Below are 15,098 nucleotides of genomic sequence, written 5' to 3' on the forward strand. Positions count from 1 at the left end.
CTCAACCTTCTTTCTTGGAATTCCCTATATTTGAATTATACAGGAAGCTCCTTTTTTGATTTTAGGCAATAAAAAATGCCGCTTCTCAAAGCATTTCAGCTTTAGAAACGGCATCTTTGTCTGCCCAATCCCAGTTTGGGATGATACAAGTATAGCACGGCTTTATTCCCCTGTCATCGGCAGAACTTATGCCATTTTTGTGCCAATTTATTCACCCTGAATTTGTCATTCCAAATGTTCAAAAAGCGTCAGAAGCTCCAGCCATACATCCACATCCTCACTTGGAGCTGACCACAGGCGAATGGAAAGAATGGAGATTGCCTGCTCACGAAGCCTGTAATAGTGCCTCTGTGACAAGTCCAGCCGAAACAGAATCTCCTCCAGTTTCAGCTTTTCTGGTGCCAGATAGGCCGTATAGATCAGCTGATACAACTTTTCGCCCCGTGTCGGCTCCTTGCGGAGAACTGCCATCGCTTCGTTAAACCGATCCAGAAGCAATCTTGACCTTGCCGCTGCCTCCAGACGGCTCTCCATCCGTTTGTTCCCAATAGCCATCTCCAGATCCAGCCTGTCCACCATTCGGTCAAAGCTTTCAAACGGGGCCTCCAGCTCCTGCAAAATCTCCTCTGGGTAACAACTAAACACCCAGACCATCTTCCGGTAATTCTTGAGGAGCATCTGGGTATTGTGATAAGCATTTCGCTTTTTCTCCTTTTGAGCAGCACGCACTTTCTCATCATCAATTTTTTGGTCTCCAAGAATCCCTCGCTTTGTAAGAAGGGAAATAAATGCGTCTGACTGCGCTAATATCCTGTTTTCCTGTTGTTCATACAACTTTTTTTCATCCTGCTTGCTCATATGTAAAATACTCCTTTGCTATTTTCGTGATATCCACCGGCTCACATGGCCCGCGGATTTTACTCGTTTCTATCACTGCCTGTGTTATATAACCTTTACCTTGGCAGTCATATCCACAATTCTTACAATTCCTACACGGAGAAAGATACGCGCGTATTATAGGGTCTGAAAGTGCAACGCAATTTTCAGCGTTCTGTGTGTCTGCATCTGGCAGGTTGCTTCTGGTCAGTCTGCGGCTGTACCATGTGATGAGCTTGTTCATATGCTCATGGTCTGAACCCGTTTTATGCGTACCTGCGCCATAAATGCGTATTTCATCAAGAATACGTTGTATTTCCTCCTGGTTTGGAACTGAAACCTCTGATCCTGTCGGATACAATTTATTAAAAATGAGACAGCCATAGGAACCTGGAAGACCATATAGCGCAAAGACATCCCCATACTTTTTCATGAATCTCCATACTTTCGTCTTTTCCCAACCCCAACGCTGTCCCAAGGTTTCCAACGTGAGTAAGGCTCCGTATTTTCCATACTGGATGACCGGAGCCATAAAAGAAAACGCATTGTTCGGATCTTCATACACGGAATGGCACCAGAGATCCATCCAAGCGTCAGCTTCTTCAAAGATATATTGTTTTTCCGCAAGGCGTTCTGTGATATTGCGAGGAAGGCAGAGAAAACCATATCCATCCGTTGCATAAACAGCACCCTGCATACATTCTTCTCCGGAACATTTCACTACCCAGTCTGTTATCTGATAGGTCAGCTTTTTCGTATTAGAGTCAAGCGTATACTGTACATAACCTAAGCCAGACAGTGTCTGAAGCGCCTCCAGAGCTTTCTGACGGCTTTTTAGGCCGAGAATACTCTTTAGCCCTACAACGCCTCCTGACCACATCCCGGGGCTTACAGCGTTTATATGCCCGCAGTAGAGGGCTTGTCCCTTGCGAAATGCTGCACGGGATGCCAGACGCGCCCATGCACCCATAATCCCCTTTCCCTCAGGAAGATAATTTCTGGGCAGCTTTACCCACTGGTATTTCATCAAACATTTCACTTAGGTTCCCTCCTTTCATAATTATGGGCATAAAAATAGGGCGGTTCCTGTTAAAGAAACCGCCCGGCGATATAATTTAATTAAATCCTTACAATTAATCCTTCAAGCCTGTCCGTCTTAATCCCAGTTAAATACCAACCATTCCCCATTTCAATTCTGGCAGGCCTCCAGTCTCCATTGATAAAGACATCCATACGCTCCCCACACTGAAGACCTCCATAATAATCCTCCAAATCAAATCGAATGTCCATTCGCCCAGTCTGGGCATCTAAAGTTAATGCTCCTTGTCTCATATCATTATCCTCACTTTTCATACTTTCATCTTGCTCAGACGCATCATCTTTGCGCCTCAAGATTCTAAGATACTCTTCAAAAATATCTCGCCGTATTAAAACCCGCTTTCCAATCTTATACACTGCACCTGCCTCATGAGCCAATCTTGTAAAAACTTTCAAGCCCAGTCCGTAATAATCAGCGCCTTCATAATAGGTAACGAACTCACGCTGTATCATCTTGGCATCCTCATCGTCCAACATATCCGAAAACATCCATAGATTTCCGCTCATTCTTTATCCTCCTGTGAAACCAACGTACTCGGCTCATGAAACTGTTCCAGATACTCATCAAAAATATCCCGGTTAATCAGAACGGTTCCATCCATTCGATATATGGCTCCCGCTTTACCAGCAAGTTCCAACAGCTTCTTGTGTGTAATGCTATAAACTATTTCCGCATCCTTATACCGGAGAAACTGTCTGCGCAATCTTTTTGCACTTTCCCGCACATCATTTCGCTTTTTCAATTCATAATAGGCTTTCGTCTTGTCACTAATCATAAAATGAATCCTCCATTCGATTTGTTGTTTGACAGAGAGTTGCACCAAACGAAAAAAGAGAACACCTTTGAAATTTCTTTCAAAAAGTGTTCTCTCAGCGATGTGTGCTGTATTGCGTTTCAGCCTCCAGCTATTCATTCTGCGTCGCAATTCTTCGTATTGATATGAAAAATTGTTGTCAATTTGTTGTCAACTTGGATTTGAGCAGCCGGAAACCCTTGATTTTACTGGGTTTATTCCTTGACGGTCTTCATTGTCGGGAACAGCAATACATCACGAATAGCAGCAGCATCAGTAAGCAGCATTACCATACGGTCAATACCAATTCCGATTCCGCCTGTAGGCGGCATACCATGTTCCAGGGCATTTAAGAAGTCTTCGTCCACGCTGTTGGCTTCTTCATCTCCCTGTGCCTTTAATTCTTCCTGTGCCTCAAAACGTCCGCGCTGGTCGATTGGGTCATTTAATTCGGAGAACGCATTTGCCATTTCACGTTTTGTGATGAACAGCTCGAAACGCTCTGTATAATCCGGATTTCCAGGGATTCTCTTCGCAAGAGGAGATACTTCAACCGGGTGGTCCATGATAAAGGTCGGCTGGATCAGCTGTTCTTCTACAAATTCTTCAAAGAGAAGATTCAGGATATCGCCTTTTTTATGTCTTGCTTCATAATGTACGCCCTTTTTATCTGCTAATGCTTTTGCTTCTTCTTCCGTCTTCACTTCATCGAAGTCCACGCCTGCATACTTCTTCACTGCTTCTACCATTGTAAGGCGCTCAAAAGGCTTGGATAAGTCGATCTCTACTTCACCATATTTAATTAATGTGGTGCCCAGTACTTCCTGCGCTACATGGCGGTATAGGTTCTCAGACAGATCCATCATGCCGTGATAGTCTGTATATGCCTGATAAAGCTCTAATAAAGTAAATTCCGGATTATGTCTGGTATCCAATCCCTCGTTACGGAAAACTCGTCCAATTTCATAAACGCGTTCTAATCCACCTACGATTAATCTCTTCAGATATAATTCCAGAGAAATTCTCAGATGTACATCTTCGTCTAATGCATTATAATGTGTATCAAAAGGTCTGGCAGCAGCTCCACCTGCATTTGGAACCAGGATCGGCGTTTCCACTTCCATGAATCCGTTTCCATCCAGGTACTGACGAATGCAGCTGATGATCTTAGAACGTTTAATAAAGGTCTCCTTCACATCCTGATTCATGATTAAATCCACATATCTCTGACGGTAACGGATATCCGTGTTGGTCAGTCCATGGAATTTCTCAGGCAGAATCTGAAGACTTTTGGATAACAGGGATACTGCAGATGCATGGATTGAGATTTCACCTGTCTTTGTTTTAAATACTTCGCCTTTTAAGCCAACGATATCACCGATATCCATTTTCTTAAATGCTTTGTATTCTTCTTCTCCGATGCTGTCTCTTGCAACATAAGACTGGATATTGCCTTCCAGATCCTGAATATTGCAAAAAGAAGCTTTCCCCATCACACGTTTAGACATTATACGCCCTGCCAGGGAAACCTGTTTGCCTTCCAGCTCATCAAAATTCTCTTTCACTTCTCTGCTATGATGGTCCACATCATATTTCATAATTTCAAAAGGATTATTGCCGTTTGCCTGTAATTCTTCCAGCTTCTCGCGGCGTACCTTTAACAACTGATTAATATCCTGTTCCTGTACATTCTTCTGTTCAGCCACTGTCTTTCCTCCTTCATTAAATGGATCTCTGTATTTCTAAAACCTTATATTTCATATCTCCTGCCTGGGTTTCCACAACCACTTCATCGCCAACTTTTGCGCCGATTAAAGCTTTTCCAACCGGAGACTCATTTGAAATCTTACCCTGAAGACTATTTGCTTCGGAAGACCCTACGATCTTAAAGTCCAGTTCTTCTTCAAACTCAGCATCGTATACTTTTACAGCACATCCAACGCTGATTTTGTCTAAATCAACTTCATCTTCTACAATTACTTCTGCATTTTTTAAGATTTTTTCAATCTGTTCAATTCTTGCTTCGATATCTCTCTGTTCGTCTTTTGCTGCATCGTATTCAGCATTTTCAGAAAGATCTCCCTGTTCTCTTGCCTCTTTAATTTTTACGGCAACTTCTTTTCTATTTACAACCTTCAACTCATGAAGCTCTTCTTCCAGGCTTTTTAATCCCGCATAAGTTAATAAGTTTTTCTTTTCTTCCATTCTTACAGCACCCTTCCTACATCTATTTGTTTGTATTTGTTTTCAAGCCCCTTAACGCACTCATACACGAAACAACCTCATTTTACAGGACTGTTTCCCATTCTATAAAATGAGGTGCATCATACGTTTACGTAACAATCACAGTATTATATCCTATCAGTGGCAAATTGTCAAGAATCTCAAGGTTAAAATAGCGCCATCCAGTATCTTCCAACAGCTAAAATTTTTCTTCCAGCATCTTTTCCAACAGCTCCATACTCTCAATCTCATTGACGCATCGGCGTATGGCAGCCGAATGGGGATAACCTGCCGTGTACCATGCCACATGCTTTCGCATTTCCCTGATCCCGGTATATTCTCCTTTATATTGAAGCTGAAGCGATGCGTGTTTTAAAATCATTTCCTTTAATTCGGGAATCGAAGGTTTCGGGAGCAATACCCCTTCTTCAAAGTATGCAGCCAGGTCTCTGAATATCCATGGATTTCCTCTTGCAGCTCTCCCAATCATCACGCCGTCACATCCGGTCTCTTTCATCATCTTCTCTGCCGACAGCGGATCCGTAACATCTCCGTTCCCGATAACTGGAATTGATACGGCCTCTTTTACCTGCCGTATGATATCCCAGTCTGCTTCACCGGAATAATACTGTTCCCTGGTTCTGCCATGCACCGCAATTGCAGCCCCACCGCAATCTTCTATAATTCTGGCAATCTCTACCGCATTCACGTGCTCCGGATCAAATCCTTTTCTGATCTTTACGGTAACCGGTTTTTTTACTGCCTTTACGGTTTTACTTACAATCTCCGCAACTCTCTTAGGATCTTTCATGAGTGCGGACCCTTCCTGGTTATTCACTACTTTGGGTACCGGGCAGCCCATATTGATATCCAGAATATCAAAATCTTTTTCTTCTATTTCCTTCGCCATTTCACTGATAATATCCGGATCTGACCCAAACAGCTGCAGCGCTATGGGGTGTTCTGTATTCTCTATCTCCATTAATTTTTCTGTATTCTTATTATGGAAGGAAATTGCTTTCGCACTCACCATTTCCATACTCAGAAGTCCTGCCCCCTGCTCTTTGCAAAGCAAGCGAAATGGCAGGTCGGTTACCCCTGCCATCGGCGCTAAGACAAATGGATTTGCCAGCTCTACGCTGCCTATCTTAATCTTCATAGTCTTCTCCAAGAAAAAATACTTTATAATACATCTCCAGTGAGCGCAGCAATTCTTCCTTGCTCCGCTGTAGTTCCTTGATCTTCAGCACGCTTCCAATCTCATCATAGGCATAATCGGATTCATGTGCCTCCGTTTGAAAACAAAGCGTTCCATCCTCTTCAAATTCAAGGGTGATCACACCTCCTACATCCTGGGTATATAAGACGCACATAATCTTCAGTTCGTCTTTAATACTGTCGGGAAGAGCCGCGAAATTCTCATTTAAATAAAATTTTTGCTCATATGCGCTTGCTCCGCATAAAACTAGTTTGTCCTGGTACATCGTTTCCTCCTGACACCTGTTCACTAAATTATGATTCCTTCAAATTTAATTATTCCCGCGAGCAACGAGCTAAACGGACACGCTGGCGCGTCATTTGGCGACTGCCGCGAGGGTTGCTGCTTATGATTCCACTTTATACATAACCGTAAAATCCCCGGACAGATACTTCACCCGCAAACACACATACCTGATCTCCGTTATCTTTGGTGACAAGCAATTCCCCCTGGCTGTTTATTCCTTCGGAAATACCTGTGTATTCATTGCCCGGTTCCAATACTTTTACCATATTACCTTTATTCACAAGTACTTTATTATATTCTTCCAACAAAAGAGACAAATCCTGTGTCTGCATAAATTTTTCATAACATCGTTCAAATTCTTCCATGCAGTATTGTATCACTTCTGCACGGTGAATCTTCTTGCTGCACTCCAGTGAAAGTGACGTTGCCACATGTTCAATTTCCGCTGGCACCTCATCCATATTTACGTTAATGCCTGCACCGATTACGATATAATTTACTGCTTCCATCTCTGCACTCATCTCAGTTAGAATCCCGCAGATCTTTCTGCCGTTTAATACAACATCATTCGGCCATTTAATTTTTGCCGGAAGTCCTGCAATGCGGTTCACGGCCCTGGCAACAGCCAGTCCCATAACCAGCGTCAGCATGGATGCTTTCCCGGGGTTCATCTGGGGGCGTATGATTAACGTCATCGCCACAGAACTTTTTTCCGGCATACTCCAGGACTTACCCCTTCTGCCTTTTCCGCCATACTGACAGTCCGTCACCGTCAGAGTTCCGTGGGCGGCCCCGTTTTCCGCCAGACGTCTGGCATAATTATTGGTGGAATCCACTTCTTTTATATATGCAATCTGCCGCCCTGCCCACTTCGTATTTATCCGGCTGAGCAGTTCTTCCTCTTTCACGCTGTCCGGGCAGCCCTTCAATCGATATCCCTTATTGGAAACTGCCTCGATCTCATAGCCTTCCTCTTTCAGCTGGTTCATAGCCTTCCAGATTGCTGTTCTGGTGACTCCGAAATTTTCACAGAGTTCCTGCCCTGAAATATAGTCCTCGGCACTGCGAAGCGCACCTAATATTTTACTTTTCACAAATGTTTGCCCTCCTGTTTTAAATTCTAAACTGCCAGTGCGGCATACACGCAGACACCCAGATAAATCATTGTCAGAATGGTAAACAGAATCCCTGCCGCTATATGGCGGCGGTACCAGTTCATACCGGCGAGACTCCCATTGAGAATACTTCCCATGAGAAAAACGGCAATAAATATCCGCTGTCCAGACTGATAATCCCAAAATGCTGCCACCGTTAATATAATAATGGCAAAACTGGCTATTGTCCCTGCCACCTCAAGATCCAGAGATCTTTTATTTGCAAATTTCTTCATATTCATACCTCTTGAACAGTGCAAGCAGGCTTGCGCCGGCATATTCCAGACTTGCCAGAAGTATGCCGAAGCCTTTCCTCCATGGATAGTTACTCACCAAGAGTTGCTACCATAACAGCTTTAATTGTATGCATACGATTTTCAGCCTCATCAAACACAACCGATGCATCGGATTCAAATACCTCTTCCGTAACTTCTTTTCCTTTTACTGCTGGAAGGCAATGCATAAAGATTGTGGTATCTTTGCCGGTTTTGCCCATGAGTTCACTGTTAATCTGATATGGGGATAACAAGGCAATCCGCTCTGCCGCTTTATCTTCTTCACCCATAGAGCACCAAACATCTGTATAGAGGACGTCAGCATCCTTCACACCGTCTGTTGAATCCGTAAGGGTTATCGTTGCCTGGGATTCCTTTGCGTATCCCTCACATAATGACACCAGTTCTTCTTTCGGCCACAATACTTTCGGTGCGATTATGGTAAAATGAACACCCAGTTTTGCACAGCCAATCATCAGGCTGTTCGCCATATTGTTGCGTCCGTCACCTAAATAGACAAAACGAAGCCCCTTCAGATAGCCAAAATGTTCCTTCATGGTCAGCATATCAGCCAGAATCTGAGTTGGATGATAATCATCGGTCAACCCGTTCCAAACCGGTACGCCTGCGTATTCAGCCAGTTTCTCAACCGTTTCATGCTTAAATCCGCGGAATTCAATACCATCAAACATTCTTCCCAGAACTCTTGCGGTATCTTCCACACTTTCCTTATGGCCTAACTGTATATCATCCTTACCCAGGTACTCCGGATGTCCTCCTTCATCGGTACATCCGATGGTAAAAGCACATCTCGTTCTGGTAGATGGTTTTTCAAAAATCAAAGCAACATTTTTTCCGCGCAGGCTGGTTCCCAATACACCGCGTTTCTTTCTTTCCTTAAGCTGGCCTGCCAGTTCCAGCAGGTATTCTATTTCTTCAGAAGTGAAATCTTTTAATGTTAAAAAACTGCGTCCTTTTAAATTCATCATGTTTCCTCCTCTTAGCGCTTCGGTAATATCGTGATTTGTTTTCCATCATACCACTGTTCTCGGTTTTGTTCAACATATTATCTCTTATAGAACATAAAAAACTGCGGGAATCAGCAGAATTTTTAACTATTTCTGCCATATCCCCACAGCCTATGCTTAAACTTATTCATCATTTTAGATCATGCCTTAAAATTGTTTCTTACAGCTGTGATTCACACTTCGCGGAATATTAGTTCCGGCTGTAGGGCTAAATATCCCTTGCAACTTCCGTAATGGACTTCACAAGCCCTGCCACATTTTGTATCTCAGACGGAATAATAATCTTTGTTGCCTGGCCATCTGCTACTTTTTCCAATGCCTCAAAGCTCTTAAGTGCTAATACGGACTGATCGGCTCCTGCTTCTTTAAGGAATCGGATACCATCTGCATTCGCTTTCTGCACTTTGATAATTGCTTCCGCTTCACCTTCTGCTTCACGGATCATCTTTTCCTTTTGTGCCTCTGCACGAAGGATCGCAGCCTGCTTTTCAGCCTCAGCCTCTAAGATAGAAGATTCTTTGTGTCCTTCTGCTACCAGAATGGTGGATTTCTTCTCACCTTCCGCACGCAGAATGGATTCTCTTCGTTCACGTTCTGCCTTCATCTGTTTTTCCATGGCATCCTGAATGGCTGCCGGAGGAATAATATTTTTTAATTCCACGCGGTTTACTTTAATTCCCCATGGATCTGTTGCGATATCAAGAGATGCACGCATCTTTGTATTAATAATTTCTCTGGAGGTCAATGTCTGATCCAGTTCCATATCACCTATGATATTACGTAACGTAGTAGCGGTCAGATTCTCAATTGCCATAATGGGATTCTCAACCCCATATGCAAATAGCTTGGGATCTGTAATCTGAAAGAATACAACTGTATCAATCCGCATCGTTACATTATCTTTGGTAATTACCGGCTGGGGAGCAAAATCCACAACCTGCTCTTTTAACAGAACCTTCTTTGCAATTCTGTCAATAAAAGGTACTTTAAAATGTAATCCCACAGACCAGGTTCCCTGATATCCGCCAAGGCGTTCCACAACCATTGCCTGCGCCTGAGGAACAATCTTAATGCAGGAAACAACTAACAACAATAAAATAATAATTAACGCAATAATTAAAATAGGTACCATAACCGATGAAACGCTAGCTTCCATAACTTAATTCTCCTTCTCTTTAACAATTAATTTTACTCCGCTGATCCGTTCAATAACTACGGTTTTCCCTTCTGCAATCTTCACTTTGTCATCATCCGTGCGGGCGGTCCACTCCAGTCCATTCACCACAGCCTGACCCTGACCCAGCAGATTGTCAATCGCTTTGGTCACAATTGCTTTCTTGCCAATCAAACTATCCACATTGGTCTTAGCCCGATTTTTATTAACATATCTGACTGCAAACGGTCTTGTAAAAACTAAAAGAACCACGGAGACAATAACAAATGCAAGGATTTGAAGTATAATATTTCCATTCAGGACCGATATAATGAACCCTGCAACGGATCCCCCTGCAAACCAGATTGTTGTCAAACCCATTGTAGCAAGTTCGATTACAATTAGGATAATAAATAAAACAAGCCAACAAATAGATTCTATTTCCATAATTATTACCCTCCTGTCAGAGTATTTATATGTTACCTTTATATTTTACTATAAATAGTGGGAAAATACAACTTAAGATTCAGATATTTCCTTAGGGATAAAAAGGAAGCCGGCACCAAAAGATGTCAGCTTCCTTTTACTAATGTTTTTTTATAGGTTCTTATTAATAAAACTGATGTGCTCCAATTTTAATTCCTTTTCCGGAACCTGTATTGAAGTATAATGCACCCCCTACCGGATTCTCTCCGTTCAGGGCAGCCTGTGCTGCTTCGTAGCAGTCACTTGGAACTCCATTTGCCAGTGCACTTGCCATACTTCCGTCCCAGGTCGGCATAAACTGTCCGCTCTCATAAATGACGTCACGGATGTTGCCGGCAAAGGAAGAACTAGCCACACGGTTCATTACTACCGCACCTACTGCCACTTTACCATCTCTCGGCTGATTTCCAGCTTCACAGTAGATGATCGATGCCAGCAATGTCACATCATCAGCACTTGCGGAAGAACTTGCATTCGTCTCTGTCTGAGGTGCATCCGTTGCAGGTGTCTCTGTTGCAGGAGCTTCCGTTGCAGGTGCCTCTGTCGCTGGTGCTTCCGTCCAGGTCGTCTCTGTCTCTGGTGCTTCTGTCCAGGTTGTCTCTGTCTGAGGTGCTTCTGTCCAGGTCGTTTCTGTCTGAGGCGCTTCTGTCCAGGTCGTCTCTGTCTGAGGTGCTTCTGTCCAGGTCGCCTCTGTCTGAGGCGCTTCTGTCCAGGTCGTTTCTGTCTCCGGTGTTCCCGTCCAGGTGGTCTCTGTCTCCGGAACGTTATTCACATTCTGAGAAGCATTATTTCCCGTATTGGAGCTTCCGGCATTGTCCGTTGTCTGTCCGGAACCGTTGCTTGAATAATTTCCATTGCTGTATGCACTTACCGGTGCTACATAGTCGTCCGTCGGAACCGCGGTTTCAAGAAGCAGTGTTTCTTTTACATCTTCAGCCGGAACATACGCACTTTTTGAATTGTCCAGCTGAATATTTACCCAAGTACCATTATTAGATGTGTACTCGTAACCCTCGCCCCTGTTTGCCGTATCCACAACTTTCGCTGCAGGATCAGCATTATTAAAAATATTTACACCGTCCCAAGAAATTTCAACTCCCGGAGTACCATAAACTTCAGCCAATTTCTTAGCATCCTGTCCGAATGCAAGATATTCTGTCTTTATGTAGCCTACCACTTCTCCGGAACGAACCTTGGTCCAGTCATCCCCTTTTTCCAGAACATATGCTCCGCCGGCACTTGGCAGATAGCCAATAATTTTACCGTTCTCTGAAGCCATTGATCTGATAAATAATTCGTCCGTTACATCCGCAACCGCCCGATAATTCCAGTCGCTGTCTTGTGTCTGATCTTGTATGTTTGATGTCCCTGCATTTGGCATTTCTTTCGCCATAGACACCATCGATACTGCCATGGAAAGTGTAAGCGCTGATACAGTACAGCAAATTGCAGGTTTCATTCTACCCTTCATTTTTACCTCCTGAATAACTGCGTTGCATGAAATATTTACTACTATTCCATTACAATTATTACAAATCTATTAAATTTTGTTACGAATGTATTGTACAATAATATGAGAAGTTTGTCAAGTTTATTTCTTAAGTTTTTATTATTCAGTGTTCATATCTTGTTCATCTGATCCCGGATTACCCCCTCTGACGCTTCACTTCATACATCAGTACCGATGCTGCAATCGCCGCATTCAATGACTCGACCTTGCCTGACATGGGTATCTTAACGTAACAATCCGCCTGTGTACTGAGTGATTCACTTAAACCGTTTCCTTCGTTACCGATGAGAAATGCAGTGCCCCCCAAATAATTTTCTTCATAATAATTACGGGAACCTTTTAAATGGGCTGCGTAGGTTTTAAAATTTTTTTCTTTTAAATCTTTTAATGTTTCTTCTATATTATCCGAATAATAAAATGGCATACGGTACAGGGAGCCCATGGTTGAGCGGATTGTCTTGGGATTATAGATATCTACCGTATCCGAGGTCATAATGATACCGTTTACGCCGGCACCTTCTGCTGTTCTCATGATAGTTCCCAGATTCCCCGGATCCTGCAGATTCTCAAGGATCAGCAGATGGGGTGCAGAAGATAATGTGAGAATTTCCTTTAAGTTATAGTGGGACTGTTTTACGATACTCAGGATGCCCTGGGGCGTCTTTGTATCCGATGCGGCAGCAAATACCCGGTCTTCCACCACCTCCAGTCTTTCTTCATTCAGAATCCGCTTATTTTCCGGCTTTTCATAGAATGTTCTGGATACATAGGTCTTGACTATTTGTTCTTCGGGTGCCTCCTGATACATCTTAACACCTTCAACTACGAACACATCCTGTTCTTTGCGCACTTTTCCTTTTTTCTGAAGTTGAAGCAGATTCTTAATCTGCTGATTTGATGTACTGGTAATCATACTACTCCTGTTCTGACAAAAGGCGCTAATTTTCATCAGCGCCTTTTGATCTTTGTCTATTCTATTTACTTTTCTCTATTCCCGCGAGCAACTAGTTAGCGGGTGCTATATAGTGGCGTATTTACGCCAGGTGGCACTAGTGCCGCCTGGCACATTACTACTTTATCTTTCTCAGTTTTTCGTTATTGCCTACGGTAAGCAGTGTTTGTTCTGCCCGCATAGGCTCATCCGGGTCCAGATTTACGTTCACCTGATCTCCTACTTTTGAAGCAATGATATTTACCCCGAACTTATTCCGGATATCCAGTTCCCTTAAAGTACTTCCTACCCAGGACTCCGGCATTTCCATTTCCACCATACTATAGGTAGAAGAAAGTTCAAAAGTGTCAACGAATCTGCCAAACACCATATTTCTCGCAACACGGGATCCCATTTCGCTTTCCGGCGATATGACATGATCCGCACCCACTTTTTCCAAAACTGTGGCATGAATACGATTGGTGGCTTTTGCCAGAATGTACGGAATTCCCGCTTCTTTCGCCAATATAGTAGCCATAACGCTTGCTTCCATACTTCCGGAGATCGCAACGACCGCTCCATCCATATTGCGCAGTCCCAGGCTTTTAAATAATTCCGGATCTGTTACATTCGCTCTTACCGCATAGGTTACTTCATCTGCAATGTCCTGGACCTTATCGGGATCCATATCCACTGCCAGCACTTCACATCCGTTATTACTAAGCGCAGTTGCAACGCTGACACCGAACTTACCCAACCCAAAAACCACAAAGGATTTTACTGCCATTTTGTTACTCCTTATCTTATACCTGAACTTATATCCTGTTACTTCTTATACATCATTTCTTATTATATGTCATTTCTTCTTACATCTGAAATCTTATACAGATAGAGATCTGCTTACCTCAAACATAAATTCTGAAATACCTTTTTGCATTGCCAGCGCTTCATTAATATCAAAATCAGTGAAGTCGCCATTTTTATATCCAACTACACGGTTTGTCTTACCATCACACAATAAATCAGTTGCATAAGCGCCCATCATGGATGCATACACACGATCCTTACAGGTAGGGCTTCCTCCACGCTGCATATGTCCCAGAATTGTCGCTCTGGTCTCAACGCCTGTAGCTGCTTCAATTCTTCTCGCCATACTGGTAGAATGTCCGATTCCCTCTGCATTAATGATAATATGGTGTTTCTTACCGCGTTTTCTGTTATTTATAATATTATTGATCAGTTTCTGCTCATCATAATCATACTTTTCAGGAATTAGAATATCTTCTGCTCCATTTGCTATACCGCACCACAATGCGATATAACCCGCACCACGTCCCATAACCTCGATGATACTGCATCTTTCATGGGATGTAGAGGTATCACGTACTTTATCAATAGCCTGCATTGCAGTATTAACTGCGGTATCAAAACCAATCGTATACTCGGAACAAGCAATATCAAGATCAATCGTTCCCGGAACTCCAATGGTATTCACACCCAGATTTGCCAGTTTCTGTGCTCCGGCAAAAGAACCGTCTCCACCAATAACTACCAATCCGTCAATGCCGTGTTTTCTGCAGACTTCTGCGCCCTGCTTCTGTCCTTCTGCTGTCCTGAACTCAGCACAACGTGCCGTATAGAGAATCGTACCTCCCCGTGAAATGGTATCTGATACATCACGTGCCGATAAGTCAATAATTTCTTCATTTAACAGACCATTATAGCCTTTTAAAATACCTTTTACCTTTTTACCGCTTGAAATTGCTCTTCGTACAACTGCGCGAATTGCAGCGTTCATTCCGGGTGCATCACCACCACTTGTTAACACTCCGATTGTCTCTATTTGCTTTGCCATTTTTGTGCCTCCTTCATTTTAGGTTCACCTTAATTCATTTATATACAATTTCCTCATCCTAAACATTCTAATTCATTTTCTACAACTTTTCAATACTCTTTTCTACAACTTTTACGTTATTCCCCCCAAAATTTTCAGCAAGTTTCCGTAAAAGCTGCTCTTCAATCCGCACTGACCAGTTGCGTTCCAGCCTCTGCACAGACTTTGGATT

At 43.1% G+C, this 15,098-nt stretch carries 16 protein-coding genes and 2 pseudogenes; all 18 read right to left on the reverse strand.

What is annotated here, in order from left to right:
* Positions 1-225: 225 nt before the first annotated feature.
* The 18 genes and pseudogenes from ACH2DQ_RS07980 to pfkA all read right to left on the reverse strand — a co-directional run bounded on the left by ACH2DQ_RS07980 (position 226) and on the right by pfkA (position 14,887).
* Entirely contained in the window at positions 226-858 is a 633-nt protein-coding gene (locus ACH2DQ_RS07980) for a hypothetical protein (protein WP_029467218.1), read from the reverse strand.
* A complete protein-coding gene (locus tag ACH2DQ_RS07985; RefSeq protein ID WP_065543755.1) occupies positions 842-1,915 on the reverse strand; it encodes a hypothetical protein in 1,074 nt (357 codons plus the stop codon). The genes ACH2DQ_RS07980 and ACH2DQ_RS07985 overlap by 17 nt, the downstream gene beginning before the upstream one ends.
* Before the next feature lie 80 nt (positions 1,916-1,995).
* Complete coding sequence (locus ACH2DQ_RS07990; RefSeq protein ID WP_025641487.1) at positions 1,996-2,208, reverse strand: DUF5348 domain-containing protein; 213 nt, start codon at positions 2,206-2,208, stop codon at positions 1,996-1,998.
* 75 nt (positions 2,209-2,283) lie between these two features.
* Positions 2,284-2,481: pseudogene (locus ACH2DQ_RS07995) on the reverse strand (DUF6462 family protein); the annotation flags it as partial.
* Positions 2,478-2,750 (reverse strand): DUF6462 family protein, encoded by a 273-nt coding sequence (locus tag ACH2DQ_RS08000; protein WP_025641423.1) that lies wholly within the window; start codon positions 2,748-2,750, stop codon positions 2,478-2,480. The gene ACH2DQ_RS08000 and the pseudogene ACH2DQ_RS07995, both read right to left, overlap by 4 nt.
* Positions 2,751-2,995: 245 nt before the next feature.
* Positions 2,996-4,474, reverse strand: a pseudogene (lysS, locus tag ACH2DQ_RS08005) (lysine--tRNA ligase); the annotation flags it as partial.
* A 16-nt stretch (positions 4,475-4,490) separates the two neighbouring features.
* On the reverse strand, positions 4,491-4,973 hold the full coding sequence (gene greA / locus ACH2DQ_RS08010; protein ID WP_395026281.1) for a transcription elongation factor GreA: 483 nt from the start codon (positions 4,971-4,973) through the stop codon (positions 4,491-4,493).
* 217 nt (positions 4,974-5,190) lie between these two features.
* Positions 5,191-6,150 carry a tRNA dihydrouridine synthase DusB gene (gene dusB, locus ACH2DQ_RS08015; RefSeq protein ID WP_394911463.1) on the reverse strand — a complete coding sequence of 320 codons (960 nt, stop codon included), beginning with the start codon at positions 6,148-6,150 and terminating at the stop codon, positions 5,191-5,193.
* Complete coding sequence (locus ACH2DQ_RS08020; protein WP_394911464.1) at positions 6,140-6,475, reverse strand: DUF6145 family protein; 336 nt, start codon at positions 6,473-6,475, stop codon at positions 6,140-6,142. Before ACH2DQ_RS08020 ends, dusB begins: the two co-directional genes overlap by 11 nt.
* 133 nt (positions 6,476-6,608) lie before the next feature.
* Positions 6,609-7,589 carry a biotin--[acetyl-CoA-carboxylase] ligase gene (locus ACH2DQ_RS08025; RefSeq protein WP_394911465.1) on the reverse strand — a complete coding sequence of 327 codons (981 nt, stop codon included), beginning with the start codon at positions 7,587-7,589 and terminating at the stop codon, positions 6,609-6,611.
* 26 nt (positions 7,590-7,615) lie between these two features.
* On the reverse strand, positions 7,616-7,885 hold the full coding sequence (locus ACH2DQ_RS08030; protein ID WP_394911466.1) for a hypothetical protein: 270 nt from the start codon (positions 7,883-7,885) through the stop codon (positions 7,616-7,618).
* Positions 7,886-7,974: 89 nt separating this feature from the next.
* Positions 7,975-8,910: an ornithine carbamoyltransferase gene (argF, locus tag ACH2DQ_RS08035; protein ID WP_394911718.1), complete on the reverse strand. Its 936-nt coding sequence runs from the start codon at positions 8,908-8,910 to the stop codon at positions 7,975-7,977.
* 250 nt (positions 8,911-9,160) lie between these two features.
* Positions 9,161-10,108, reverse strand: a complete 948-nt coding sequence (locus ACH2DQ_RS08040) for an SPFH domain-containing protein (protein ID WP_394911467.1) — start codon at positions 10,106-10,108, stop codon at positions 9,161-9,163.
* A 3-nt stretch (positions 10,109-10,111) separates the two neighbouring features.
* Entirely contained in the window at positions 10,112-10,552 is a 441-nt protein-coding gene (locus tag ACH2DQ_RS08045) for an NfeD family protein (RefSeq protein WP_394911468.1), read from the reverse strand.
* Positions 10,553-10,715: 163 nt separating this feature from the next.
* Positions 10,716-12,062, reverse strand: a complete 1,347-nt coding sequence (locus tag ACH2DQ_RS08050) for a cell wall hydrolase (RefSeq protein ID WP_394911469.1) — start codon at positions 12,060-12,062, stop codon at positions 10,716-10,718.
* A gap of 175 nt (positions 12,063-12,237) precedes the next feature.
* Positions 12,238-13,014 carry a TrmH family RNA methyltransferase gene (locus ACH2DQ_RS08055; RefSeq protein WP_394911470.1) on the reverse strand — a complete coding sequence of 259 codons (777 nt, stop codon included), beginning with the start codon at positions 13,012-13,014 and terminating at the stop codon, positions 12,238-12,240.
* A gap of 157 nt (positions 13,015-13,171) precedes the next feature.
* Positions 13,172-13,819: a potassium channel family protein gene (locus tag ACH2DQ_RS08060; RefSeq protein ID WP_394911471.1), complete on the reverse strand. Its 648-nt coding sequence runs from the start codon at positions 13,817-13,819 to the stop codon at positions 13,172-13,174.
* Between the two features lie 93 nt (positions 13,820-13,912).
* The gene (gene pfkA / locus ACH2DQ_RS08065; protein WP_394911472.1) at positions 13,913-14,887 is read right to left on the reverse strand and encodes a 6-phosphofructokinase; all 975 of its coding nucleotides are present in this window, start codon (positions 14,885-14,887) and stop codon (positions 13,913-13,915) included.
* Positions 14,888-15,098 lie beyond the last annotated feature (211 nt).

The sequence above is a fragment of the Robinsoniella sp. genome, from assembly GCF_034124845.1.